Annotated in this window: 25 protein-coding genes; 10 read left to right on the top strand and 15 right to left on the bottom strand. The window is 44.3% G+C overall.

Features of this window, described 5'->3' with window-relative positions; translation table 11 throughout:
* Positions 1–85: 85 nt before the first annotated feature.
* From ACVW0P_RS10405 to ACVW0P_RS10365, 9 genes are all read right to left on the bottom strand, one after another.
* A complete protein-coding gene (locus ACVW0P_RS10405; RefSeq protein WP_457132034.1) occupies positions 86–646 on the bottom strand; it encodes a DUF4256 domain-containing protein in 561 nt (186 codons plus the stop codon).
* A gap of 14 nt (positions 647–660) precedes the next feature.
* Entirely contained in the window at positions 661–1,239 is a 579-nt protein-coding gene (locus ACVW0P_RS10400; RefSeq protein ID WP_457132033.1) for a YdeI/OmpD-associated family protein, read from the bottom strand.
* A gap of 8 nt (positions 1,240–1,247) precedes the next feature.
* The gene (locus tag ACVW0P_RS10395) at positions 1,248–1,634 is read right to left on the bottom strand and encodes a DoxX family protein (RefSeq protein WP_457132032.1); all 387 of its coding nucleotides are present in this window, start codon (positions 1,632–1,634) and stop codon (positions 1,248–1,250) included.
* Between the two features lie 5 nt (positions 1,635–1,639).
* Positions 1,640–2,110 (bottom strand): SRPBCC family protein, encoded by a 471-nt coding sequence (locus ACVW0P_RS10390; RefSeq protein ID WP_457132031.1) that lies wholly within the window; start codon positions 2,108–2,110, stop codon positions 1,640–1,642.
* Between the two features lies 1 nt (position 2,111).
* Positions 2,112–2,432: an ArsR/SmtB family transcription factor gene (locus ACVW0P_RS10385; RefSeq protein WP_354431472.1), complete on the bottom strand. Its 321-nt coding sequence runs from the start codon at positions 2,430–2,432 to the stop codon at positions 2,112–2,114.
* Positions 2,433–2,705: 273 nt separating this feature from the next.
* Entirely contained in the window at positions 2,706–3,905 is a 1,200-nt protein-coding gene (locus ACVW0P_RS10380) for an ROK family protein (RefSeq protein ID WP_354431313.1), read from the bottom strand.
* Positions 3,906–4,029: 124 nt separating this feature from the next.
* Positions 4,030–4,533, bottom strand: a complete 504-nt coding sequence (locus ACVW0P_RS10375; RefSeq protein WP_457132030.1) for a GNAT family N-acetyltransferase — start codon at positions 4,531–4,533, stop codon at positions 4,030–4,032.
* 146 nt (positions 4,534–4,679) lie between these two features.
* Complete coding sequence (locus ACVW0P_RS10370; protein ID WP_457132029.1) at positions 4,680–7,076, bottom strand: glycoside hydrolase family 3 N-terminal domain-containing protein; 2,397 nt, start codon at positions 7,074–7,076, stop codon at positions 4,680–4,682.
* A gap of 101 nt (positions 7,077–7,177) precedes the next feature.
* Entirely contained in the window at positions 7,178–7,975 is a 798-nt protein-coding gene (locus tag ACVW0P_RS10365; protein ID WP_457132028.1) for a hypothetical protein, read from the bottom strand.
* Between the two features lie 82 nt (positions 7,976–8,057).
* Between ACVW0P_RS10365 and ACVW0P_RS10360 the strand changes: the two genes are divergently transcribed.
* Together ACVW0P_RS10360 and ACVW0P_RS10355 are read left to right on the top strand one after the other, a co-directional pair.
* On the top strand, positions 8,058–8,558 hold the full coding sequence (locus ACVW0P_RS10360; RefSeq protein ID WP_457132027.1) for a DUF2147 domain-containing protein: 501 nt from the start codon (positions 8,058–8,060) through the stop codon (positions 8,556–8,558).
* Positions 8,559–8,637: 79 nt separating this feature from the next.
* Entirely contained in the window at positions 8,638–9,105 is a 468-nt protein-coding gene (locus ACVW0P_RS10355; RefSeq protein ID WP_354431319.1) for a DUF2147 domain-containing protein, read from the top strand.
* Between the two features lie 68 nt (positions 9,106–9,173).
* Here ACVW0P_RS10355 and ACVW0P_RS10350 read toward each other — a convergent pair whose 3' ends face one another.
* Positions 9,174–9,746 carry a YceI family protein gene (locus ACVW0P_RS10350; RefSeq protein WP_457132026.1) on the bottom strand — a complete coding sequence of 191 codons (573 nt, stop codon included), beginning with the start codon at positions 9,744–9,746 and terminating at the stop codon, positions 9,174–9,176.
* Positions 9,747–9,860: 114 nt separating this feature from the next.
* Entirely contained in the window at positions 9,861–10,673 is an 813-nt protein-coding gene (locus ACVW0P_RS10345; RefSeq protein WP_457132025.1) for an alpha/beta fold hydrolase, read from the bottom strand.
* 95 nt (positions 10,674–10,768) lie between these two features.
* Here ACVW0P_RS10345 and ACVW0P_RS10340 point away from each other — a divergent pair, with 95 nt between their 5' ends.
* Positions 10,769–11,020, top strand: coding sequence for a hypothetical protein (locus ACVW0P_RS10340; RefSeq protein WP_457132024.1), 252 nt, complete (start codon positions 10,769–10,771; stop codon positions 11,018–11,020).
* Positions 11,007–11,399 carry a hypothetical protein gene (locus ACVW0P_RS10335; RefSeq protein ID WP_457132023.1) on the top strand — a complete coding sequence of 131 codons (393 nt, stop codon included), beginning with the start codon at positions 11,007–11,009 and terminating at the stop codon, positions 11,397–11,399. Before ACVW0P_RS10340 ends, ACVW0P_RS10335 begins: the two co-directional genes overlap by 14 nt.
* A gap of 55 nt (positions 11,400–11,454) precedes the next feature.
* Here the strand turns inward: ACVW0P_RS10335 and ACVW0P_RS10330 are convergent, their stop codons facing one another.
* Together ACVW0P_RS10330 and ACVW0P_RS10325 are read right to left on the bottom strand one after the other, a co-directional pair.
* Complete coding sequence (locus ACVW0P_RS10330) at positions 11,455–12,558, bottom strand: Gfo/Idh/MocA family protein (protein ID WP_457132022.1); 1,104 nt, start codon at positions 12,556–12,558, stop codon at positions 11,455–11,457.
* A 57-nt stretch (positions 12,559–12,615) separates the two neighbouring features.
* The gene (locus ACVW0P_RS10325; RefSeq protein ID WP_457132021.1) at positions 12,616–13,446 is read right to left on the bottom strand and encodes an N-acetylmuramoyl-L-alanine amidase family protein; all 831 of its coding nucleotides are present in this window, start codon (positions 13,444–13,446) and stop codon (positions 12,616–12,618) included.
* 210 nt (positions 13,447–13,656) lie between these two features.
* Here ACVW0P_RS10325 and ACVW0P_RS10320 point away from each other — a divergent pair, with 210 nt between their 5' ends.
* The 6 genes from ACVW0P_RS10320 (at position 13,657) to ACVW0P_RS10295 (ending at position 18,577) form a co-directional block, all read left to right on the top strand.
* Positions 13,657–13,989, top strand: coding sequence for a hypothetical protein (locus ACVW0P_RS10320; protein ID WP_457132020.1), 333 nt, complete (start codon positions 13,657–13,659; stop codon positions 13,987–13,989).
* A 345-nt stretch (positions 13,990–14,334) separates the two neighbouring features.
* The gene (gene mnmD, locus ACVW0P_RS10315) at positions 14,335–15,036 is read left to right on the top strand and encodes a tRNA (5-methylaminomethyl-2-thiouridine)(34)-methyltransferase MnmD (protein WP_457132019.1); all 702 of its coding nucleotides are present in this window, start codon (positions 14,335–14,337) and stop codon (positions 15,034–15,036) included.
* A 170-nt stretch (positions 15,037–15,206) separates the two neighbouring features.
* Positions 15,207–16,013, top strand: a complete 807-nt coding sequence (gene mazG / locus ACVW0P_RS10310; RefSeq protein WP_457132018.1) for a nucleoside triphosphate pyrophosphohydrolase — start codon at positions 15,207–15,209, stop codon at positions 16,011–16,013.
* 60 nt (positions 16,014–16,073) lie between these two features.
* Positions 16,074–16,499, top strand: a complete 426-nt coding sequence (locus ACVW0P_RS10305) for a hypothetical protein (protein WP_457132017.1) — start codon at positions 16,074–16,076, stop codon at positions 16,497–16,499.
* Positions 16,500–16,626: 127 nt separating this feature from the next.
* Entirely contained in the window at positions 16,627–17,181 is a 555-nt protein-coding gene (locus ACVW0P_RS10300) for an RNA polymerase sigma factor (RefSeq protein WP_457132016.1), read from the top strand.
* Entirely contained in the window at positions 17,174–18,577 is a 1,404-nt protein-coding gene (locus ACVW0P_RS10295; RefSeq protein ID WP_457132015.1) for a hypothetical protein, read from the top strand. Before ACVW0P_RS10300 ends, ACVW0P_RS10295 begins: the two co-directional genes overlap by 8 nt.
* A 126-nt stretch (positions 18,578–18,703) precedes the next feature.
* Here the strand turns inward: ACVW0P_RS10295 and ACVW0P_RS10290 are convergent, their stop codons facing one another.
* Complete coding sequence (locus ACVW0P_RS10290; protein WP_457132014.1) at positions 18,704–19,858, bottom strand: amidohydrolase family protein; 1,155 nt, start codon at positions 19,856–19,858, stop codon at positions 18,704–18,706.
* Positions 19,859–20,283: 425 nt separating this feature from the next.
* Positions 20,284–21,504, bottom strand: coding sequence for an ABC transporter permease (locus ACVW0P_RS10285; protein WP_457132013.1), 1,221 nt, complete (start codon positions 21,502–21,504; stop codon positions 20,284–20,286).
* Positions 21,505–21,535 lie beyond the last annotated feature (31 nt).

Genomic DNA, 21,535 nt, shown 5'->3' with positions numbered 1-21,535 from the left:
CAAATATTATGGGGTGGCACAACCTGACCAAAATGTCAAACAAACCTTGATAAGTACGGCAAAATCGTATCGGGATAAGCGCAGCTTAAACTCTTAAAGAGCCACGAAAGCCTCTTGCATTATAGTAAGATTCGGCACCGTTGTGGTATATAAAAACTGTATTGTACCGGCGGTCGCCGAAAATAGCGCCACCCAGTTTACGGATGCCTGCAGGGGTTGCTAACCAACCGGAGGTTTTGGTGTCAAACGCCCCCAATTGTTGCAATTGCCTGTATTCAGTTTCATTCAAAATTTCTATATCCATTTCGGCGGCCATATTTATAGCGCTATCTAACGGTTTGTGTTCTTTACGGGCTTCCAGTGCTGCATGGTCATAACATATACTGCGGCGGCCTTTGGGGCTTTCGGGTGCGCAATCGAAAAATATATATTCACCGGTAGCTTTCTCAAATCCAACAACGTCGGGTTCGCCGCCGGTTTGTTCCATTTCATTTAACGACCATAGTCTTTCCGGCCGATCTTGCAAGCGAGCGTAAACTTCTGCCCAATGGATGCCCCTGTGGCGATCCTGATGCGTTTCAAACCGTATCTTTAATATCCCTAATAATTCCTCGCTTTGCGATGATGTTAATATTTTTAATGCCATAGTTATCCATATGGTTAATCGTCCAATCCTTTTCCATTCATAATTTGGGGGATGCATTTGTGTACCCTTGCTTCGCGGGTTTTAACTTGCTTAGCCGCTGCAAAATGCAGCAGGTATGCCTTTTGCCTGCCGGGTGTTAGGGCTTCAAATGCTGTTTTTAGTTCCTCGCTACCGTCAAGCCTGATTTTAAATTCTTCGGCAACAGCAAATTCGGTAGTCTTTTTCATTTGTACTTGCAGGCCTGCCTTCTCCACCTCTATGGCTTCGAACACATACGCCTTTATAATAGCTTCCTGTTCAACAATTTCATCAAGATTAGTGAACCTGATCTGCCGGGCAGCCTGCACATTTTCGGTTTGTTGGATCAGGATGCTGTAGGCATCGTTCAGCAAAACACCTTTAAAAAACAGCAACGCGCAATATTCTTTAAAATCGTGGATCAGTACAATCTTATTATCCTGGTAGGTATAACAGGGGCAACCCCATTTTAGCTCTTCAGTAAGGCCGCAATCCAGCATAAAAGACCTCAACTGCCTTACTTCTGGCTGCCATTTTTTGTCTTTATTAAAATAAAAATCAACTTTTGGGTTCATGGTGTATATTATTGATCAGTCAAAATTATTTCCCTGCTTGCAGGCCTAAAATACCACGACAATATAATAAATACGATTTGCATAACCGGGCCTACCAGCGCCTTAAAGCCAACATCGCCAACAGCGATATGTGATAAAAGTGCGCCCGTCATCACAAAAAATAACCCCGCGTATGCCCATTCCTTTATTAGCTTAAAACCCGGCATTAAGATAGCTATCACGGCCAATATCTTCCATACGCCAATAATGGTCATAAAATAAACGGGGTAGCCCAGCGGGGTAAGCAGGGCTACCATGTCTTTCACACGCATCACCTGTGATACACCGCTGCCCAACATACCGAAGCACAGCAGGGCCGTTGCCAGCCAATAAATAATTAAGTTTCCCTTTTTCATGGTTTCTATTGTTTTAGTTTGGTTGCTATATCCTGCAGGCGGTTATGCGCCATGTTTAGTCCCTGTGCAAATGGCAGCTTCAGCATTTGGTTGCGCAGAGCGTTTGAGCGGTAAATGATCTGTATGCTCAGTTTACTGGTGTCATCCGTCAGTTTTTCGAACTCCAAAAACTCCAGTTGCGGGCCAAAAGGCGCGTTCACCATCTCGAAGGTGCGCACTATCTTTTGGTTATCTACAAGATCGTGAATAGTGCCATGGGCCTCAAACACTACGTTGCCTTTCGCATCAGAAGTTTCATATTGCCAGCCGCCATGTTGTTTGGCATCAAACTTTATCACTTTGGTTCCCATCCATTGCTCAATAATTTGGGGCTCGATATGGGCCTTAAAAAGAAGCGCCACAGGCAGATCAAATTCACGGGTGATGACCAAGTCTTGCTGGCCGTCTTCGGCGGTTATTTTTGTTTTCAACTCCATATTATTTGCCTTTATATTGTTGCATAATGTTTTCCAACTTGTTAAACCGCTCATCCCACATTTGGCGGAAGGGTTCGATAAAATCGGCCACCTCTTTCATTTTTTTTGCGTTGATATGGTAAAAAATCTCCCGGCCGTTTTGCTCTTGCTTAAGCAATTCACACTCGGTAAGTATTTGCAGGTGTTTAGAAACGGTTGGCCTGGCGGTGTCAAAATTAGCGGCTATCGCCCCCGCCGCCATAGCTTGCGACGCTACCAATAGCAGTATCGCCCTGCGGGTGGGGTCGGCCAGGGCCTGGAACACATCTCGTCGTAAATTCATCATGTAGTTATTTGACTACAAATATATGCGTAGCTATTTAACTACGCAAATTTTATTTGAAAATATTTTGGATGAGCAATTTGGCATACGCTTGCGCGAGATTTCACACAAGTTATGCAATGCCAAATTTCGCGAGTTGGGTTTCCCGAAATGACGTAATTGAGAAATTTGCGTTAAGGATAGAAGCGGATACCGGCCATGCGGCTAAGGCCAGTGCAGTATGAGCGGATAGCCTGCCCGAAGGGAACGCCATAAATAACACTCACCAACAAACTACCTCGCCTGTTCTTCTTTATCGAAGTTTTCCATCACCAAAACGGCAGCGCCGATGAGTTCGGCATCGAAACCAAGGGATGAGATCAATAATTCCGTACCTGATGAAAGGCGTGGAATACAATATTTATGCAAGGCCTGCTGGATCGGTGCCATTAGTATACGCCCCACCTTGGCACCACGGCCGCTCAACACAATATTAGCGGGATTCATGATGTGGATAAGGATCGCCAGTGCTTTGCCAATTTTATAACCGGCATCGGTCAATAGTTCAATAGCGAACTGATCGCCCTGGTTGGCGGCGTCCATCAGGTCCTCGCCCATTAATTTCGACTGGCCGTTATGGGCTTTTAGGCTGGTTACGCGGCCTTTTTTAATACCTTCTTCGGCCTTTTCGGCAACTACCAGCATAGATGCTTCGGCCTCTAAACAGCCGCGTTTACCACATACACAAAGCGCGCCGTTGTCTGATAACGGGATGTGGCTCAACTCGCCCGCGAAGCCATTGTAACCGCGGAAAATTTTACCGTCGATGATCATACCAAGGCCGATACCCCAGCCCAGGTTTATCACCATCACTTCCTGCTGCGAGCGGGCAATACCAAACTTTTGCTCGGCAAGTGCTATCAGGCTGCTATCGTTATCGATATAAGTGGTGATGCCTGTTTCTTTTTCGATGTATTTGCTCAGGCTTTCGCCGCCGGCATCAAGGTAGGTATAGTTTATACCTTCTACGGCATTAATAAAACCAGGCATACCAATGCCAATACCGGCAATTTTCTTTTTGGCGATGCCGCTCTCCTCCACATAATTATTCAGGTGACTGATCAGTTCAGGAAGGGCGTTTTCGTTATTATGGAGTTTTAACTCCACCGTAGCCATTTCGGCAACGGGGTTGTTGTTAAGATCAATTAATTGGATGCGCGCCGAAAGCTGATCCATAGCCACGGCCAGTATAAACATGGCGTTGGTATTTATGGCGTACATCAACGGCCTGCGGCCACCGCTTGATGGCGCAAACCCCTGCTCTACTACAAAACCCTCTTTTATAAGCTCGTTTATCGCTTTCGCGATTGATGGGATGCTTTTATCAAAAAGCTGGCTCAACGCGGCACACGACATTGCTTTATCAAAATACAACCGCTTAATGATCATATTTTTTAACCAGCCGCTTTTAACGCCATTGCTCTTAATTTCCATAACGTATCTGCTTGCCTTTAAATAGTTGAGGTTTGTTTCCTGCTATAAATTTATAAATAAAGCGCAAAACTACAATAAGTTGAAAAACTTTTTAAAATTTTAATTTTTATGGCAGGCAGATGTTTTATAAGCCCATGCGCATCTCTATCATATGGCTGTTGAAGCCCACTTTTTCGTAAGCTTTTATGGCGGGCGCATTCCCGAAATATACCTGCAACCTAAATTCGGTTACACCCTGCTGCACCGACCACTCCTTCAGCGCTTCGAGGATAATCTTGTTAACGCCCTTGCCCCTATGCTGCGGCAGCACATACATAAAGCCCAGGTAGGCATGCTGCGGATGTTGAAGATAGATCTTGGCAGTTTCTATACGCGAGTAGCCGCTGCCTATCACCTCGCCGTTAATTTCAGCAACTAAAAGGTGGATATGCGGGGCGGTAATAAACTCGTTTAAGTCGTAATAGTTGATGTGCCCATCCTTAAGCGTTGGGTCAAACGGGCGTTCGGCGCTGATAACGCCCTGCTCAAACTGCAGCAAAGTATCCATATCGGCCATGGTAGCCGGGCGGGTGGTGATGTTTTCCATAGTTGAATAAGCAGAGGGTGTCCAGTCGAAACGTTTTGGCATAAGGTAAAGATACAACGCATAATCCGCCGTTTCAAGCGTCCACGCTTGAAAAACACGTAAGCGTAGACGCTTACACTATGCAACATTCAAGCGTGACGCTTGAATGGGCGGGGGTTGAACGGGCGGGGGGCGATTTGATAAAAACTTTACTCCACCGCAAAACTCTTCTTCAGCTTAATATCCTGCGATGATGCACCTATCCAAACCTGGAAGGTGCCGGGCTCAACAGTCCAGTTCATGTTTTTGTCTAATAGGGCCAGGTCGTCGGGGTGCAGGGTAAAGGTAACGGTTTTCTTTTCGCCGGGGTTAAGGGCTACACGCTCAAAGCCGCGCAGGTCGTACTCGTAGGTGGTTACGGTGCTGATGTCGTCCTTCAGGTAAAGCTGCACCGCATCATCGCCTTTGCGCTGGCCGGTGTTGGTAACGTCAACCGTTACGATAACATCACCCTGGGTATGCCCTTTCTCCGGCGATACTGTAAGGTTGCTGTACTGGAATTTGGTATAACTTAAGCCGTAACCAAATGGGTAAAGTGCGCCATTTACGCTGGTATGCCCCCAGCTATTTTGGCCGCCTTGCCCTGCCTGCGAGTTTGGTTTGAACGGAAAGTTAAACTCCAGCTGACCCGTTGTTTTCGGGAAGGTGATCGGCAGTTTACCCCCTGGGTTGTTATCGCCAAAAAGGGTTTCGGCAATTACCTGCCCGCTTTGTACGCTCGGGAACCAAGCCTCTAAAATTGCAGGCACGTATTTATTTTCCCAGTTGATGGTAAGCGGCTGGCCGTTTATCATCACCATAACAACGGGTTTGCCAGTAGCCTGCAACGCCTGGATCAGCTTTAACTGGCGACCAGGCAAATTTAAGCCGGTACGGGATAGGCTTTCGCCCACCCTATCGATATCTTCGCCTACCACGGCAATCACTACATCAGATAATTTAGCCTGCGCCACTGCCGAATCAATACCCGCCTGCTCTTGAGCGGTCAGCGGAGTTTCGATGATCTCGCTCTCGGGCCAGGTAGCATCTACCATATCGCAGCCTTTGGTATAACTTACTTTTCCGGCGTTGCCCATATAGGTTTTAATGCCATCCAACACGCTGATGATCTTATTGTGCGACGGCCCATATCTGCTTATGGTGTAATTACTTTCTACAGCCAGCGGGCCGGTAACCAGGATATTTTTGTACTTGCTTTTATCTAAAGGCAGCAGGTTGTTTTCGTTCTTTAAAAGCACCATGCTTTCGCGGTTCATTTTTAAACTCATGGCCGCATCGGCGGCGGTATGTACTATTTTGTCGGCTGCTTTAGGGTCTTTTACGTACGGCGAATCAAATAAACCTAAACGGAATTTTACCCGCAACACATCCGCTACGCGGGAGTCAATTACCTTCATCGAGATCTTGTTCTCTTTGATAAGTTCCCTTAACGGCATAATAAAAGTTTGTGGCGGGGTAAAGTTGGTACGCACGTTAAGCCCGGCCTCTACCGCCTGCCTTACCGCTTCTTTATAATCGATAGCTACCTTGTGTTTCGAGAACAGAAACTCCACCGCCTCGCTATCGCTTACTACGTATCCCTGGAAACCAAATTTCTGGCGCAACAGTTCCGTCAGGAAATAGTAGCTGCCGGTAACGGGCACGCCATCCCAATCGTTATAGCTGCTCATTACCCCCATAGGGTGGGCTTCCTGGATCACCCTGCGGAACGGGTACAGGTAAATCTGGTGCATCTCGCGCGGGGCAACATGCGGGTCGGTACGGGCGCTACCATCGCGGCCGCCTTTAGGCACACTGTAAACAGCGTAATGTTTTAAGGTTGATGCAACACCTTCCTCCTGGATGCCCAGCACCATTTGCTTGCCCATTTCTGCGATAAGGAATGGGTTTTCGCCATAGCACTCTACAACACGGCCCCAACGCTGGTCGCGGGCGGGGTCAAGTATCGGGGCGTAAACATTGGTGTAGCCAAGTGCCTTTGCCTCGCGGCCAACGGTTTGGCCTGCTTGCCTAACCAATGCCTTATCCCAGGTACTGCCAATCCCTATCGGTGCCGGTAAGGGAGTTGCACGGTCGTGGTTTAGGCCGTGGATGCCCTCGTTTGTAAAATCGACGGGGATGCCCATGCGGGTCTCTTCTACAAACCATTTTTGCACCGTGTTTATAGCCGTAGCGTGTTTGCTAAACGGGTACGAGTATTGGGTGGGCGCATCATCGGTATGCGAAGTAAGGTTGTTGAGTTCTTCGTCTATATTGGCAATGCCATCTTTCCAGATCTCATTCTTCCAATTTGCGGTGGGCATTTCATCTTTTAGCACGCGCTTGTAGCCGTATAGGGTAGCCATTTGGCAGGTTTTCTCTTCTACTGTCATCTGGCTAAGCAGGTCGTTGATGCGCTTCTCTATATTTTGCGAGGGGTCCTCGAACACATCCATGCGGCCATTCTTATTAAAATCCACCCAGCTCTTGTGGTATATATTTTTTTGTTGTGCCGATGCAGACAAGGCAAGCCCAAGCAACGGAAGCAGCAGTGGCAATTTTTTCATACAGATAGATGTGTATTGGTTTACATCTCAAATATATAAAAGTGAAAAGCCCTCGAGGCATATCGGAGGCAATCAATTCACTATAACGTTTTCGTTGAGGGTTATTTTATGATGTATTCATAATCGACGGTCTCTACACCTCCATTAGCGTCGGTATACACAGATTGTAATGGATAATCATTTACATTATAGGTAATCAATTTACTTCCGGAATTATTGATTGTAAGTAAGTTATTTAAGCTGTTGACAGGATAAAGCTCAACCAAATAATTGATATTAGGATTTAAACCCACTACGTTATTAAATGGGTTCTTTTTAGTATCAAATTGAAAAGTCGCATCAAAATCATCTATCCATTCGGGTGCACCATAGTATGAAAAATGCCCTTTAACATCGTATTTTACCGCATATCGTCGAGCAATAAATTTAACCTTGCCATTGGCGTCTAACGATATGGGGTATACATACGCCGTTACACCATTAGTTGTTTGAAAGTATACTTCATCGCCAGAGGTTATGTTAGTATTATAAGTGAACAAATTGGTAACTAAAACTTTATTTTCAAAGTTTACCATTTCTGCTTTAATTAATTTATTGGTATTATCATACTCATAGTTAAAAGTTTCCCATGAGCCTACGGGAGCCGTTCGATAGTTTTCTGTACGAGATTGAATGATACGGTTCAACGCGTCATATTTATACTCTTCTACCCTGTTGCTTTGGCTTGCATAATGAAAAGTTATTTTACTAACCAGATAAAGTTTATTAGGGTCGGGTTGCTCCACATTTAGTGGTGGTTCTATAATAAGAGGACTATCTACTACAGGCGAATCCTTTTTGCAAGATTGAAATGAAATAACAGATAACAGCATAAGTAATGCAAGGGAGATTCTATTCATATTGAGGTTTAAAACTACTAAAATAACATTTTATATTTCTTCCCGATTATTATTTTTAGCTTCACCAAACAATAGCTATTTTATGCGTTATTGTATAAGCTATTTTGATAGCGGCCAATTTCCCTTTATGCGCTACGTTTGTATTTTATTGTTAACAGTGCTTTGTTCTTTTAAAACTGTCGGGCCCAACGAGGCCGGCAAAGCCAATCTTATTTGCGGCAAATGGCAATCAAGCGAAAAAAACCTTACAGTTGAGGTCTACCCATACAAAAATACTTTTAAGGCAAAAATAATTTGGTTTAGCGGAGGCGTCTCGAAAGCCAAACCCATGGAAACCATTACCGATGTTAAAAACCCCGACCCAGCATTGCGCAGCCGCAAAGTGCTTGGGCTCGACGTGGTAGAGAACCTGCAATATAATGCATCCTCAAATACCTGGGAAGGCGGCAGGATCTACGAAGTGCAGAGTGGCAAATACTGGAGTGCCGCTGGTTATATCGATAAAGTTGGGTTGTTAAAGGTAAAAGGTTACTGGAAAATGAAATTCATAGGTAAAACCATGACCTTTAAGCGGATACTCTAAAATCATTTAAATTTCTCAAAAAAAATTTGCGTATCTGGCATTACTATTGCCTATATTGTGTTTATAAATTGACACTAATATGGCAAATCAGTTTTTGTGTAGTTTTGTGGCTTTAATGCTTGTTGGTAGTGTAAATCACCACACACCTGCTGTTGAAACTACAGCAGCGGCAGCCGAAAAGGTTTGCGGCAAATGGAAACTTGAGGATGACAGGCTGATAGTGCAAGTTTACAAAGAAGGTAACGAATTTAAAGCCAAGATCGTTTGGTTTGATGACCACGACGATAGCAAGGAACTTGATTACTGGACAGACGAGAACAACCCAAACCCGGCAATGCGCAGCCGCAAGCTTTTAGGCATGAATGTGCTGGAGAAACTCACCTATAACCAGGAAAGTAACAGTTGGGAAGATGGCATGATATACGATTCTAAACACGGCCGCCTTTGGAATTCATCTGCATACATCGATAAAGAGGGCACCCTAAAAGTAAAGGGTTACTGGCATTACAAATTCATCGGTAAAACACTAACCTTTAAACGGATCTAAAAAACGCCAACCCTAAAAAAGGCGGCCTTCGTGATTGAAGGCCGCCTTTTTATTTATTTGAAAAACTATTATTGTTTCAGGAATTCGCCGCTCGCGTTAAGTTCAACTTCGTCGCTAAGCATTGGTGAGCCATATTTGCTGCCGAAACCAAAATCAGAACGTTTGATAGTACCTGTAATTTTGAAACCGGCGTCAAGGCCTTTTGTCATTGGGTTGGTAATGGTGCCACGGTAAGCAACATCTAAAACAACTGCTTTAGTTACACCGTGTAAAGTTAAGTTACCGGTTACTTTATATTTGTTTGTACCGGCAGCGGCAACACTTGTGCTAACAAATGTTAACGTTGGGAATTTAGCTACATCAAAAAAGTCGGGAGATTTCAAATGACCGTCGCGGTTGTCATTATCGGTGCTTACAGACGCGGTATTTGCAGAGAATGTGTATTTAGCGTCGCTAAAATCCGGTTTTGCTGCAATGATAGATGCGTCAAAATCTTTAAAAGTACCGTCAACATCAGATACCGCAAGGTGGGTGATGGTAAATTTAACATGTGAATGTGCTTTATCAGCTTTCCATGTGCTTTGGGCAAATGCCGTTTGCATAAATAATGCTGCTACAGCTAAGGTTAAGATCTTTTTCATTTGTTTTATTTTTCAGTTTGATATTTAATTGTTTGCCAAAGATATATAAAGGTTTGACATGTATAATAAAAAAGATGTTTAAACATCTTTTTTGAATAATGAATGACAAATACCCTATTTATGCTGAAAGAAAGCGTCCACTTTTTTGTTGAACGCGGCGGCGTGTTCGATCAGTGTACCATGTCCCGAATTTTTCACGATCCACAACTGCGAGCCGGGAATATTAGCCTGTATAAGGCGGGTATGTTTATCGGCTATTACGTCATGGTCGCCGGCTATGATAAGGGCCGGGCATTTTATTTGGTGTAGCTCGGTTAGTTTAATATTGGGCTGTTCCCAATCCAGCATAAACATTTTCCAACGATTGCGCTCGGCGGCGGTGCGCCATTTCTTGTTCTTGTTTTGCTCGTAGTATTTTTTTGACGATGGCCAGCCGTTTGGGTCGGCAAAGCTGCTTGCATCCGGTGTAATATTCGCTCCTGTTGATGCAAAGCTGATCACCTTATCCGGGTGCCGCATAGCCATCAGTATAGCGTTGATGCCGCCGTCGCTCCAACCTAATACATAAGCTTTGGGGATGTGCAGTACATTCAACAGTTCGGCAAAATCATCGGCCATTTGCTCAAAGGTGATATACGAATGGGTATCTACAGATTTGCCTTGCGAGCGGCTATCCACTAATATCACCCTGTACTTTTTAGCAAAATAGGGTACGTTTTCGCTAAAGGCGCTCATATCGCCACCATTGCCGTGTATCATCAGCAAAGGCTGGCCGCTGCCGTATTCTTCTACATAAAGCTTTATGCCGCGCACATCGTAATATTTGCCTACAGCAGCATTTTTGCCATAAGGCACCTTTTGCGCGAAACTGAACGCGGCTATCAGTTGGGGTATCAGCGCCATTAAGATAAGACGTTTTAGGTGCATGGTTTTATTTTAATGATGTAAATATAGTATTCCGCCTGCTTTCATTTGCTTTTCATTATATGCATTTATATTAGGCTTACCTATTACACATCTGCATGCGGCCTCTTATCCTAACCATTATCGTCAGTTTATTTTTCATACAATCTATAAAAGCGCAAAGCGGTTTTTTGGTTGGCCTCAGGAACCTCACCCCGTCAAATAATTTTCTCGACTCCCGGTACCGCTCGGTAGGTATTAACGCGGGCTACGGCAAAGAACTTTTGAAAGGCCGGGTTGGCATCGACCTAACCGCCTTCGCAGACTTTTTAATTTATAAAGAAGTACCTGCCCGATTTGCGCCAACTTGATGCCACCACATTTTACTATGGCCTTGCGTTAACCCCGCGTTACTGCTTTAACCCCAGTGACGAGTACGTGAGGATATTTATATCGGCAGCAGTTAAAGGCGGCCAAAACATAGGCTTGGGCATAGTCACCCAAACATACATCAACTCGGATGATAAGCAGATCGAAAACCGATCTGTAAAGGCGGGATTTTCGGCAGCCGTAGCGCCGGCTATTATTGTTACCATACCCGGCAATAAGGTAAGCTATGATATTAGCTTTGGTTACGACAGCTCAAATTTTGGCCGTGGGATGAATAAGCTAAGGTCAACCTATTACGCACCTATAAATTACAGTTCGGGCGGCATCTTTCTTGGCTTTACTTTTAGGCTTGGACATTAATGTAGCGCGGCTGGCTTAAAAAAATACACCAAAAACACGCTCCCTTATATCTCATTTATCCAATCTTTTCCCACTTGCCACTATCTAAACTTCGGTAAAGTGCATCAACCACCTTCATGTCTTTTAGGCCTTCTTCGCCGGGTACCCGGCTTTGTTTTTTGAGTTTAACACAGGTGGCAAAATCATCCATTTGGGCGGCTTGTTGTATAATGTTGGGGATCTGCATGGGTTTGCCGTTTATCTTGCCATCAAGCCCGTCATAACCATAAGCCGGTTCCAGTTCAAACGTGCCTTTTTGAGCTTGCGCGCGCAGGTAACCCCAATCATGGTTATAGCTGCTTTTGCCGGTTACCTTTTGCCCGCCGGGGAATTTCAGTTCCCAAAAAACGGTTTCATCTACGTCCTTAAATAGTTGGGGCCGTGTTTTTTCTTGCGTTGCTTTAACAGCAATTGGCTCCTGCCCTAAGGTATAGCGGGCGCCCTGTATAGCGTAAATACCCATATCCATTAGGCCGCCGCCACCTGCAAGCGCCTTTTTTAATCGCCAGGCGTTTGGGTCGCCGTTATAGGTAAAGCCGTTGGCAGTATCAACTGTTGTAACCTTGCCGAAAACTTGTTTCTGGCCAAGGCGCATCACCTCTTGCGTATGGGGTTCGAAATGTAAGCGGTAGCCTATAGAAAGTAAACGGTCTGCCTTTTTGCAGGCTGCTATCATTTCCCGACACTCGGCGGCGTTAAGTGCCATTGGCTTTTCGCAGATAACGTGTTTGCCCGCTTTTGCAGCACGAATGGTGTACTCTTTATGCATCGATACCGGCAGCACCACGTAAATAATATCAATGTCCGGGTTTTTGGCTATCTCATCAAAGTTTTGATAATTGTAAATGTTTTTTGAGGGGATGTTATACTTTGCAGCCCATTCCTTTGCCTTATTAGGGGTGCCGGTAACGATGCCTGCCAGGTAGCAGTTTTTAGTATGCTGTAAGGCCGGTGCCAATTGCCCGCCTGCATAACCGCCCAAACCAACCAAGGCTACACCCAGGCGTTTATTATCCCTCGTTTCGGCAAGGGCAGCTAAAGCCGGACTAAGCAACAATGTACCCGCGCCGATAGCACTGTTACGAATAAAGTTTCTGCGGGATGCTGTGGTGGTTTTCATAAGCGTTGGTTTGATGATGTAATATACAACAACAAATTTTATACCTGCAACGTCGTTCTACTCAAAACTCTCTTTATATTTTTTTATCGCTACCAATATGGACTGTACAATGTCGTTCTGCCCGTCTTCGGAGTTGAGGTATTTTTCGTCGGACGGGTTGTTGATGAAACCGGTTTCTAACAGCATGCCGGGCATGCCGCTTTGCTGCAACACCAATACCCCCTGCTCGCGCACGCCAAGGCTTTTACGGCCGTTTTCCGCTTTAAGCTGGTGGTTTAGCAGGTTGCCAAATTGTACGCTTTGTTTGCGGTAGCGTTGCTGAAAAGCGGCCAGCACAATAGCATTAACCGCCGCATCCTCGCCATACCCATTATATTTTTTCTTGTAATCCTTTTCAATAAATATGGAAGCATTTTCGCGGATGGCTTCCAGTTGCTCGCCTTTGCGGTGAAAACCATAAACCAACAGTAACACGCCGCGGTTGGGGCTCACCTTTTGGGGCGAGGAGTTGCAATGAATAGAAATAAACAAGTTCGCGTTGGCATCATTGGCGATGTTGGCGCGCCTGTGTAGCTCGATAAATTTATCGGTGCTGCGCGTCATGATCACATCTACCCCGCTAATGGCATTGTTAATGGCCACTTTAAGTTTTTTACCGATGCTTAGCGCAATGGTTTTTTCTTTGGAATAAGCACCATGCGCGCCTGGGTCTTTACCGCCATGGCCGGGGTCGATAACTATGGTTTTAAACTTAAATGAAGGCACCGGAGCCTCATCGGTTGCTGTTTTTGCCTTGCGTTTGGTTTGAGACAATACCGGCAAAGTGCCCAGCATCAACATAAAAAAAATAGAACTATATAAAGAAACTTTTAAGTGCCTGGATAACATGCCGCAAAGGTATATAAAACATAACAGGCAGGTAATAGCTGCTGCCAAATTTTCCAAATAATTAAATATTATTTCCTCGCGGCAGGGCTGTTTATCAACATTTTAAAAAAACACGCAACCTATATAGTTACATATTCGTAATAATTAAAACCAAAACATATGACTATAAATTGAAAAACGAGGGTTCAACTACGAAGACGAATAATTTATATGAACGAACTGTTTACTACATCTACAGCTAACTTTTTTTACTTCCTGGTAATTGGATCTGTATTGGTGTATTTGATACTGAAATTTGACAAGCAAAACCGTAAAAAACGAAATAAAATATTAGTGCAAGCCAAAGATGTACAACCGATGTACATGCGCAAAGCCGCCCAGCAAAAGGTAAATAATATAAAAATTGCCTTATCTGACGAGAAAATTGACCGCAGGATGGTTGAAAAACAACTGGACGAGCTGGTGAAAGAATATGACCAGGGCCACATTAGCCTGCCCGATTACTGCAATAAGCTAAACCAGCTGTTGGCGATGACAGCGTAGCTCGTCCCGATGGCTAACGGGAATAGGATTTATATTAGTGTTTAAAATTTTAATGTTTATAGGATAGTTAGAATAGTTTGTGATAAAAGGCCCCTTTTTACCGAGGGGCTTTTTGTTACGCAGGTTTTTTACCAGCAGATTTTACTCCACCCGGTCATCGCTTCGCTCGACCACCCACTCTTCGCTGCGCGGAAAGAGGGATAAAAAAATCTTTTTAGCCTCCCCCCCTCTTTGCGAAGCAGGAGGGTGGACCAGCGAAGCTATCCCGATAGCTATCGGGACGGGGGTGAGTAAACTATCCGGGCGGCTAATAACCTAATTTTCTCTAAATTTACCGTCAACATTATGGCCGAAAACACCCACCAGTCCCATCTTCAAATTGTACCAACTGCCGATGGTTCAAATACCATTTACAACGCGCTGGTTGGCGAAAACTATCATTCGCACCACGGGGCGCTGCAGGAGAGCAGGCATGTGTTTGTACAATCGGGCCTGGAATATTTTTTGGCGAATACAGGCAAAGGCAACACCGAAGTATCTGTCCTCGAAGTAGGCTTCGGCACAGGGCTCAACTTTTTGCTAACCGCCGATTTTTGCATACAGCAACAAATAAACCTGCAATACACCGGCATCGAGGCGTACCCGCTTAACAACCAAATGATCAGCCAGACAGGTTATGACCAATATGTGCCCGCTCCTATTTGGGAAAGTTTTCTGGCGCATTACCCGGACTCTTTAACGGCACCTGTTAAGATGAGTGGCCAGGTAGATTTAAATGTAGCGGCGTCAAAACTTCACGATTTTACATCGGCACAAAAATTTGACGTTATTTATTTTGACGCCTTTGCGGTCACCTACCAACCCGAAATGTGGAGCGACGAAGCCATAGGCCATACCCTGCAGTTTTTAAAACCCGGCGGTGTGTTCGTAACCTATGCCATTACCGGCAACCTGAAACGCGCCATTAAAGCCCTTGGGCTGAAAGTGCAAAAAGCCCCCGGTGCACCCGGCAAACGGGAAATGCTGAGAGCAATTAGCAGTTTATAGTGGGCAGTGGGCAGTGGGCAGTGGGCAGTGGGCAAAATTACTTGTAATTTAAAAAGCAGCAAACTGCAAACTAATAACTGCAAACTGAATTAAAACCGCAAACTGAATTAAAACTTCAAACTGCAAACCGCCAACTGAATACTTATCTTTGATCTATCTAATTATACACCATGCCAATTACTGCTCCTGTTACCGCTTATACACCCTCGGCAGCGTTCGACCGTTTGCTTACCATTATGGACGACCTGCGGATAAACTGCCCCTGGGATAAAAAGCAAACGCTGGAAAGCCTTCGCCATTTAACCATTGAGGAAACCTACGAACTATCTGACGCTATATTGAGCGGCGATATGGACGAGATAAAAAAAGAACTTGGTGACATAATGCTGCACCTTGTATTTTACTCGCGCATCGCGTCAGAAACAGAGAGCTTTAACATCACCGGCGTACTAAATGGCATTTGCGATAAACTCATCAATCGCCACCCGCACATTTACAGCGATACCGAGGTAAACAACGAGGAAGATGTAAAACGTAACTGGGAACAGATCAAACTGAAAGAAGGCAACAACTCTGTTTTGGGCGGCGTACCCACGTCCTTGCCCGCTTTGGTAAAAGCATCGCGCATACAAGAGAAAGCCCGCGGCGTTGGCTTCGACTGGGATAGCAAGGACCAGGTTTGGGCCAAGGTAGAAGAAGAGTTACAGGAATTTAAAGACGAGTATAACGTGGCCGACGAAAAAGACATTGACCATGATAAAGCCGAAGGCGAATTTGGGGACCTGCTGTTCTCGCTCATCAACTACGCGCGTTTCATCGGCATAAACCCCGAGGACGCATTGGAAAAAACGAACCGTAAATTTATTAAACGTTTCCAGTACCTGGAGGCCAAAGCTGAAGAACATGGCAAACAACTAAAAGATATGAACCTTGCCGAAATGGATGTATTTTGGAACGAAGCCAAAAAGGTTAAATAATTATTACTTGCGTGTAGCGTTTACCAATTTAATACGTAATGGTATTGTAACCCAAATAAAATGAAAAGATTAATTTATTTTTTGCCGGCTTTGCTGCTACTTGCAGCCGGTTGTTTTAACAATGATAACCCAGCACCGGTTATTGCCCCCGAAGGTACTTTTACAGGTGAGTTTAGATTACTGAGAAAATTGCCTAACATTACGAAAATAGACACCCAGAAGGCTACTATACAATTGGTTATAACGCCCAGTGTTGGCTTTAAGGTTTTGGGAGATACCACTACTTTGCATGCCGGCAGCAGGGGGCATTACGGATTTTCGGGGAATAGTGCACGCTTTGTAGATAGCACTTTTAAAGCCAACAAATACACCAAACGCTATCTTCAAGGCGATTACCTGTATGTTTACAACGGCACCATTTTACAATTGGTACGCACAAGCGGCGATACGGTAAGCTACCAGTACGATCTTAAAAAGACAAACTAATTGATTGTTACCGCTCTTTTGTTTAAATAACGATAGTAGCAGGCGGCCATTTATATTTAGTTGTAGTTGTTGCGTTTCGGGGTTTTGAGGCGTGCTGTATTTGTCCAACTAAGCAGTAATACAATTAATGCATGTACTTCACCGCATTACCGAGGATGAGATAGTCGGTAAATGTAAATCAGGAAGCATAAAACACCAGGAATTACTATATAAACAGTTTTATGGCTATGCTATGGGTGTAAGTATGCGCTACAGCCTTAACAGTGATGACGCTTTAGAGGTTGTGAACGATGCTTTTATAAAAGTTTTTAATAATATAAGTACCTACAATGCCAACAAACCTTTTAAGGCATGGCTACGTACCATTGTGGTAAACAGCGCTATTGACAGGCGCCGCAAGGAATTGAAGCACCAGGCCAATACCGATATTGAAGACGCGTACAATGTTGGCAGCAACGCTACCGCTATAGAAAGTTTAAATGCACAGGATATTTTAAAGCTGATGAAGCAATTGCCCCACATACAGCTTACCATTTTTAACATGTACGAGATAGATGGCTATAATCACGATGAGATAGGTAAGATATTGAATTTACCGGCAAGCTCATCGAGGGTATATTTAAGCAGGGCCAAAGACAAGTTAAGGCAGCTGATAACAAACGAAACACGACACCATGGATGAGCAGTTTGATAAAAAACTAAGCAACCACATTAAGCAGGTGTTTGATAATTACGAACACCCCGGCGCCGATGATGGCTGGGCAAAGCTGAGGACAAAGTTCCCGGCCGAAGAGAAGGGCAATAAAATTGCCTGGCTTTGGTGGTGCAGTGCCGCGGCCGTAATTCTGGTGTTTTTTGGTGTAGCCTTTTGGTATAACAACCAGGATGCAGCCGTAAATAAAATGGCGGTTAAACCTGCTGCAAAACAACAGCAGCAACCTGCTTTAAAAGATACCGCTGCAGAAATTAATCCTATCGCTGCGGATAAAATTCAGCCTGTTATCGCGAACACTAACCCAACGCCTACTTTTAATAACACGATTGTTATCCCAAAATATGTTGACGGTACAACTTCAACTTCGAAGCCTGGCAATACAGATAATACAACACAAACTATAAAACCAAATTCCTGGATCGGGCACCCGCAACCTTGGCAAACACCATCAAATACCATAGCGCAAACAAATCCAGTAAAGACGGAGACAAAACCATTGATAGACAGCCAAAAAGTTGCTAATAATTTGGCAAAGCAGCCGCAATTGGCAAATACTAATACCCCTGCGGATGATAAAGTTGTGCAAGCCACTGATGGTTCAACCAATAGTTTGACTAAACAGCAGCCAGCCAAAAGATCGATAACTGATATGTTTGAGGCGGACAAGCTAAACACGACCGCTAAAAACACTAAAACAGAAAAACAAACCGGCAAAAAGGTAAACTTTAGTATCTACGCAGCCACTTACTTTAACTATGCCGAAGGCAGCACCAACCAGGTAAACGCCGGGGCTGGTGTAACATCCGATTTTAGGCTGAGCAAAAACTTTAAGCTTTCTACCGGGGTATCGCTTGCGCAAAACTCATTAAGTTACAATACACAGGCGCCACCCGCTGCAGAAAGGCTTGCAAGTGCGGCACCGGCTGCAAGGCAATCAACACTTTTTGCCACAGCTGCTGTTTTGCCGGTCTTTAAAAATTATAATGCAAATTTAGTGGGGCTGGATATTCCCATTAATATCAAATACGAGATCAATCCGCAAAAAACTGACGCTTATATTTCGGCGGGTTTAAGTTCGGGTACATTTATAAACGAAACTTACACCTACCGTTATGGTTACAGCGGCGGCGCAGGCTTTGCTGCCAATGCCGCGCCCGAAAAGCAAACCGCTCATAACAGCTTTAACAGTTTTTACTTTGCCAAAACGCTTAATGTATCGATTGGTATAGGTTACCCGGTGGGTGGCAACAGGTTGGTGATAGAACCATTTGTTAAATATCCCCTTAGCGGCCTGGGCGCGCAGGATATCCGTTTTGGTGCCGGTGGTGTAAACCTAAAATTCAGTTTTAAGGGAAGAAAGTAAACTTGTTTATCTATAAACGTTCGCAACAAAATCTAAACCTTATAATTTCGAAAATACCCCGGCTAATAAATGCATCTCATAATTATCAACGGAAGATATTTTATCTAAGTGAAACTTAGGTAAGTATTATTTTTGATAGATCCCACCTTTTTTTATCACCATGTTTACCGATTCTATATTATCTATATTATCCAATGGGTTGCGGGTAAGGATCAATAGATCAGCATCCATACCCGGACTGATACTTCCTTTAACAGCTTCCAGGTGTAATGAAGAGGCGCTGTTTTTTGTTGCAGCTACTATTGCGCCGAAAGGAGTAAATCCGGCATCGGTAACGAGTAAACGCATCTCATCCTGTACGAATTGTTCCTGGTCGTCGTCGGTACCGGCGCAAATAGTTACACCTGCCCTGTATGCGCGGGCGGTGATTCTTTTGGCAATCTCGTAGTCCCACTTCATTGACGTATCACTCATAGCCCACTTTTTATACGTAAGCAACGTGGCGTCGAATATGGCGTGATGTTGTTTCATCTGGCCGAACAAATCATCAAGTGCGGGTACCGTTTTGTCCCAAAAAGCAGCGTCGTAATGGCCTTTCTTCCAATTAGCAGGTATTTTATCAACTTTTTCATAGATCAGTAACGGCGCATGTGAAATGGAAATGCACCCTGCCTTAACGAGATCGGATGGTCTGGCTCCCTGTAACCAGGCATGCGACCAAACCGGTATATTTTGCTTTTTTGCTTCGTCCACAATTTTATTGGCTAACACGGCAGAAAGATTCGCGTATAGTTTAATACCAGACGCACCACTTCCCTTGGCCTGAGCAACCGCCAGTGAAATATTTGTTGTGTCCGATACTGCTTTCATATAAGACATGTTGCCAGCTGTGCCGCCTTTTGTAGATGATTGTGTCCTCGGGTCACTAAAGAATACGGTACCTGCCATTAATGCAGAATAATAGATTCCGGGCGCTGTAATTTCGCCTTCGTTAGCGCTACGGGCGAGCTCGGCGAGCACCCTTGCATCGCCTGCCATATCCCTTACAGTGGTTATGCCACTGTAAAGCATTTGCTGCAATACTTGTAACGTATGCGAACGGTTATCAGTACCGCCTGGATCGGTAGCCATATGCACATGGCTATCGATCAGCCCCGGAAGTAAATACTTTCCCTTTAAGTTGATAATTACAGCCGAATCAGGGATGGCTACTGTTCCTGTCGGAAAAACTTTAGTAATACGCCCTTCCTGGATCACAATGGTTTGGTGCGTAGCTGGCACCGGATGACCGGCGTCAATTATGGTTGCGTCATTAAGTACTAAGCAATGTGGTTTAAATTGGGCGTAAGAAAAACATGGACACAATATCAAAACTAAAATATAAAAATAATGGAATTTCATACAATTGCGTTTAGATGATTAGACATAGCGCAATTTAACTATTTAACACAATTAGTTAAACGTGATATTCCCATGTTTAGGTTATATAATTTTGGACGAAACCTTGTATGAAAAAAGCAATGTTATTGTTTGGAAGTTTTATAACTGCCACACCAATGTTCGCTCAAAAAACAGAGGTATTTACCAGCATCAGGATTGGTGACATGCATTATTCCGGTAACTCTGCCGAAGCATTTTGAGCTATTAATAGTGCTAATACAAGTAGTGCATACACCAGTGCTATCCGCTCAATATAAGCAGCTTTTTTACTTAAACCTGATTGCTTTTACCGGCGAAATACGGGTAACCAGCATAGATGGGACGATAAGCACCAGCAGGCATACGATTAGCGTACCTGCATTTACCCATAAAACATCCGTCCATACAAACTTAATGGGTACAAATGTCATATAGTAAGATGCCTGATCGAGTTTAAAAAAGTGGGTTTGCTTTTGAAAGTAGCCCACGCCTAACCCTAAGGCATTGCCTAATACAAGGCCCATACCTATCAAATAGGTTGCGTTGTACAAAAAGATCTTTTGGATCATCCAGTTACCGGCACCCATGGCTTTAAAAATGCCTATCATAGCGGTGCGCTCCAATATCATGATTAGCAAGGCCGAGACCATGTTGATGATAGCTACGGCTATCATTAGCACCAGCATTACAATAATGTTTACATCAAGCATATCCAGCCAGCTAAAAATGGTGGGGTAGTTCTCTAATATCGTGTATGATTTTAGTTTGATGGGAAGTTTATCGTCGATATTATTTGCTGTAGCACTTATCTGCGTAAAATCGGCTGTGCGTACTTCGTAGCCGCCAATTTCGCCGTGGCTCCAGTCGTTAAGTCGTTTAATAAGGGCCAGGTCGCCAATTACAAAGGTTTTATCAACTTCATCAACCCCAATGCTAAATATGCCCACAACTTTAAGCTTGCGCTTGCGCAGTGGCTCCTGCACAAAATACATCATCACATCATCACCTGTTTTTAGGCGTAAGCGATTGGCGGTAATTTGCGATATCATGATCTGGGTTTGCACCTCGGCAGTATCAGAATATTGGATAACCGTGCCCGCGACCAGCATTTTTTTAAGATAATCCCAATTGTAGGTTTTATCAACCCCTTTTAATATTACGCCTTCAATTTCATTATTGGCTTTGATGATGCCGGGCTTGGTAGCATACGGATATACGGCTTCTACCTGCTTTACCGACCTGATGCTTTTTACTACCGCGGCACTATCGTTAAATGCCGAGCGGTCATACGAGGTGTTGTTATCTGTACGCACAATTTGAATATCCCCGGCAAAGCCCCTAACCTTTTCACGGATCTCTTGTTTAAATCCACGGATAACGGCCAGCGACAATATCATTACGCCAAGGCCCAGCATAATGCCAATAATGGCAATGCGGACAATTAACTTGGAGAAAGTACGCTTACTCTTAAACGTAATACGACTTGATATAAACCCGGCGAAATTCAATGCTGAAATGATTTTTTGTACCTTCGCAAAG

It is taken from the genome of Mucilaginibacter sp. UYNi724, assembly GCF_054057495.1.
The sequence above is the reverse complement of the archived record's forward strand: the minus strand, read 5'-3'. Positions and strand labels throughout refer to the sequence as shown.

What these genes read in the sequence shown, in the direction of transcription:
- ACVW0P_RS10405 (WP_457132034.1), bottom strand. Translation starts at nt 646, where the DNA reads ATGGCATTAAAAATATTAACATCATCGCAAAGCGAGGAATTATTAGGG.
- ACVW0P_RS10400 (WP_457132033.1), bottom strand. Translation starts at nt 1,239, where the DNA reads ATGAACCCAAAAGTTGATTTTTATTTTAATAAAGACAAAAAATGGCAG.
- ACVW0P_RS10395 (WP_457132032.1), bottom strand. Translation starts at nt 1,634, where the DNA reads ATGAAAAAGGGAAACTTAATTATTTATTGGCTGGCAACGGCCCTGCTG.
- ACVW0P_RS10390 (WP_457132031.1), bottom strand. Translation starts at nt 2,110, where the DNA reads ATGGAGTTGAAAACAAAAATAACCGCCGAAGACGGCCAGCAAGACTTG.
- ACVW0P_RS10385 (WP_354431472.1), bottom strand. Translation starts at nt 2,432, where the DNA reads ATGAATTTACGACGAGATGTGTTCCAGGCCCTGGCCGACCCCACCCGC.
- ACVW0P_RS10380 (WP_354431313.1), bottom strand. Translation starts at nt 3,905, where the DNA reads ATGGAAATTAAGAGCAATGGCGTTAAAAGCGGCTGGTTAAAAAATATG.
- ACVW0P_RS10375 (WP_457132030.1), bottom strand. Translation starts at nt 4,533, where the DNA reads ATGCCAAAACGTTTCGACTGGACACCCTCTGCTTATTCAACTATGGAA.
- ACVW0P_RS10370 (WP_457132029.1), bottom strand. Translation starts at nt 7,076, where the DNA reads ATGAAAAAATTGCCACTGCTGCTTCCGTTGCTTGGGCTTGCCTTGTCT.
- ACVW0P_RS10365 (WP_457132028.1), bottom strand. Translation starts at nt 7,975, where the DNA reads ATGAATAGAATCTCCCTTGCATTACTTATGCTGTTATCTGTTATTTCA.
- ACVW0P_RS10360 (WP_457132027.1), top strand. Translation starts at nt 8,058, where the DNA reads ATGCGTTATTGTATAAGCTATTTTGATAGCGGCCAATTTCCCTTTATG.
- ACVW0P_RS10355 (WP_354431319.1), top strand. Translation starts at nt 8,638, where the DNA reads ATGGCAAATCAGTTTTTGTGTAGTTTTGTGGCTTTAATGCTTGTTGGT.
- ACVW0P_RS10350 (WP_457132026.1), bottom strand. Translation starts at nt 9,746, where the DNA reads ATGAAAAAGATCTTAACCTTAGCTGTAGCAGCATTATTTATGCAAACG.
- ACVW0P_RS10345 (WP_457132025.1), bottom strand. Translation starts at nt 10,673, where the DNA reads ATGCACCTAAAACGTCTTATCTTAATGGCGCTGATACCCCAACTGATA.
- ACVW0P_RS10340 (WP_457132024.1), top strand. Translation starts at nt 10,769, where the DNA reads ATGCGGCCTCTTATCCTAACCATTATCGTCAGTTTATTTTTCATACAA.
- ACVW0P_RS10330 (WP_457132022.1), bottom strand. Translation starts at nt 12,558, where the DNA reads ATGAAAACCACCACAGCATCCCGCAGAAACTTTATTCGTAACAGTGCT.
- ACVW0P_RS10325 (WP_457132021.1), bottom strand. Translation starts at nt 13,446, where the DNA reads ATGTTATCCAGGCACTTAAAAGTTTCTTTATATAGTTCTATTTTTTTT.
- ACVW0P_RS10320 (WP_457132020.1), top strand. Translation starts at nt 13,657, where the DNA reads ATGAACGAACTGTTTACTACATCTACAGCTAACTTTTTTTACTTCCTG.
- mnmD (WP_457132019.1), top strand. Translation starts at nt 14,335, where the DNA reads ATGGCCGAAAACACCCACCAGTCCCATCTTCAAATTGTACCAACTGCC.
- mazG (WP_457132018.1), top strand. Translation starts at nt 15,207, where the DNA reads ATGCCAATTACTGCTCCTGTTACCGCTTATACACCCTCGGCAGCGTTC.
- ACVW0P_RS10305 (WP_457132017.1), top strand. Translation starts at nt 16,074, where the DNA reads ATGAAAAGATTAATTTATTTTTTGCCGGCTTTGCTGCTACTTGCAGCC.
- ACVW0P_RS10300 (WP_457132016.1), top strand. Translation starts at nt 16,627, where the DNA reads ATGCATGTACTTCACCGCATTACCGAGGATGAGATAGTCGGTAAATGT.
- ACVW0P_RS10295 (WP_457132015.1), top strand. Translation starts at nt 17,174, where the DNA reads ATGGATGAGCAGTTTGATAAAAAACTAAGCAACCACATTAAGCAGGTG.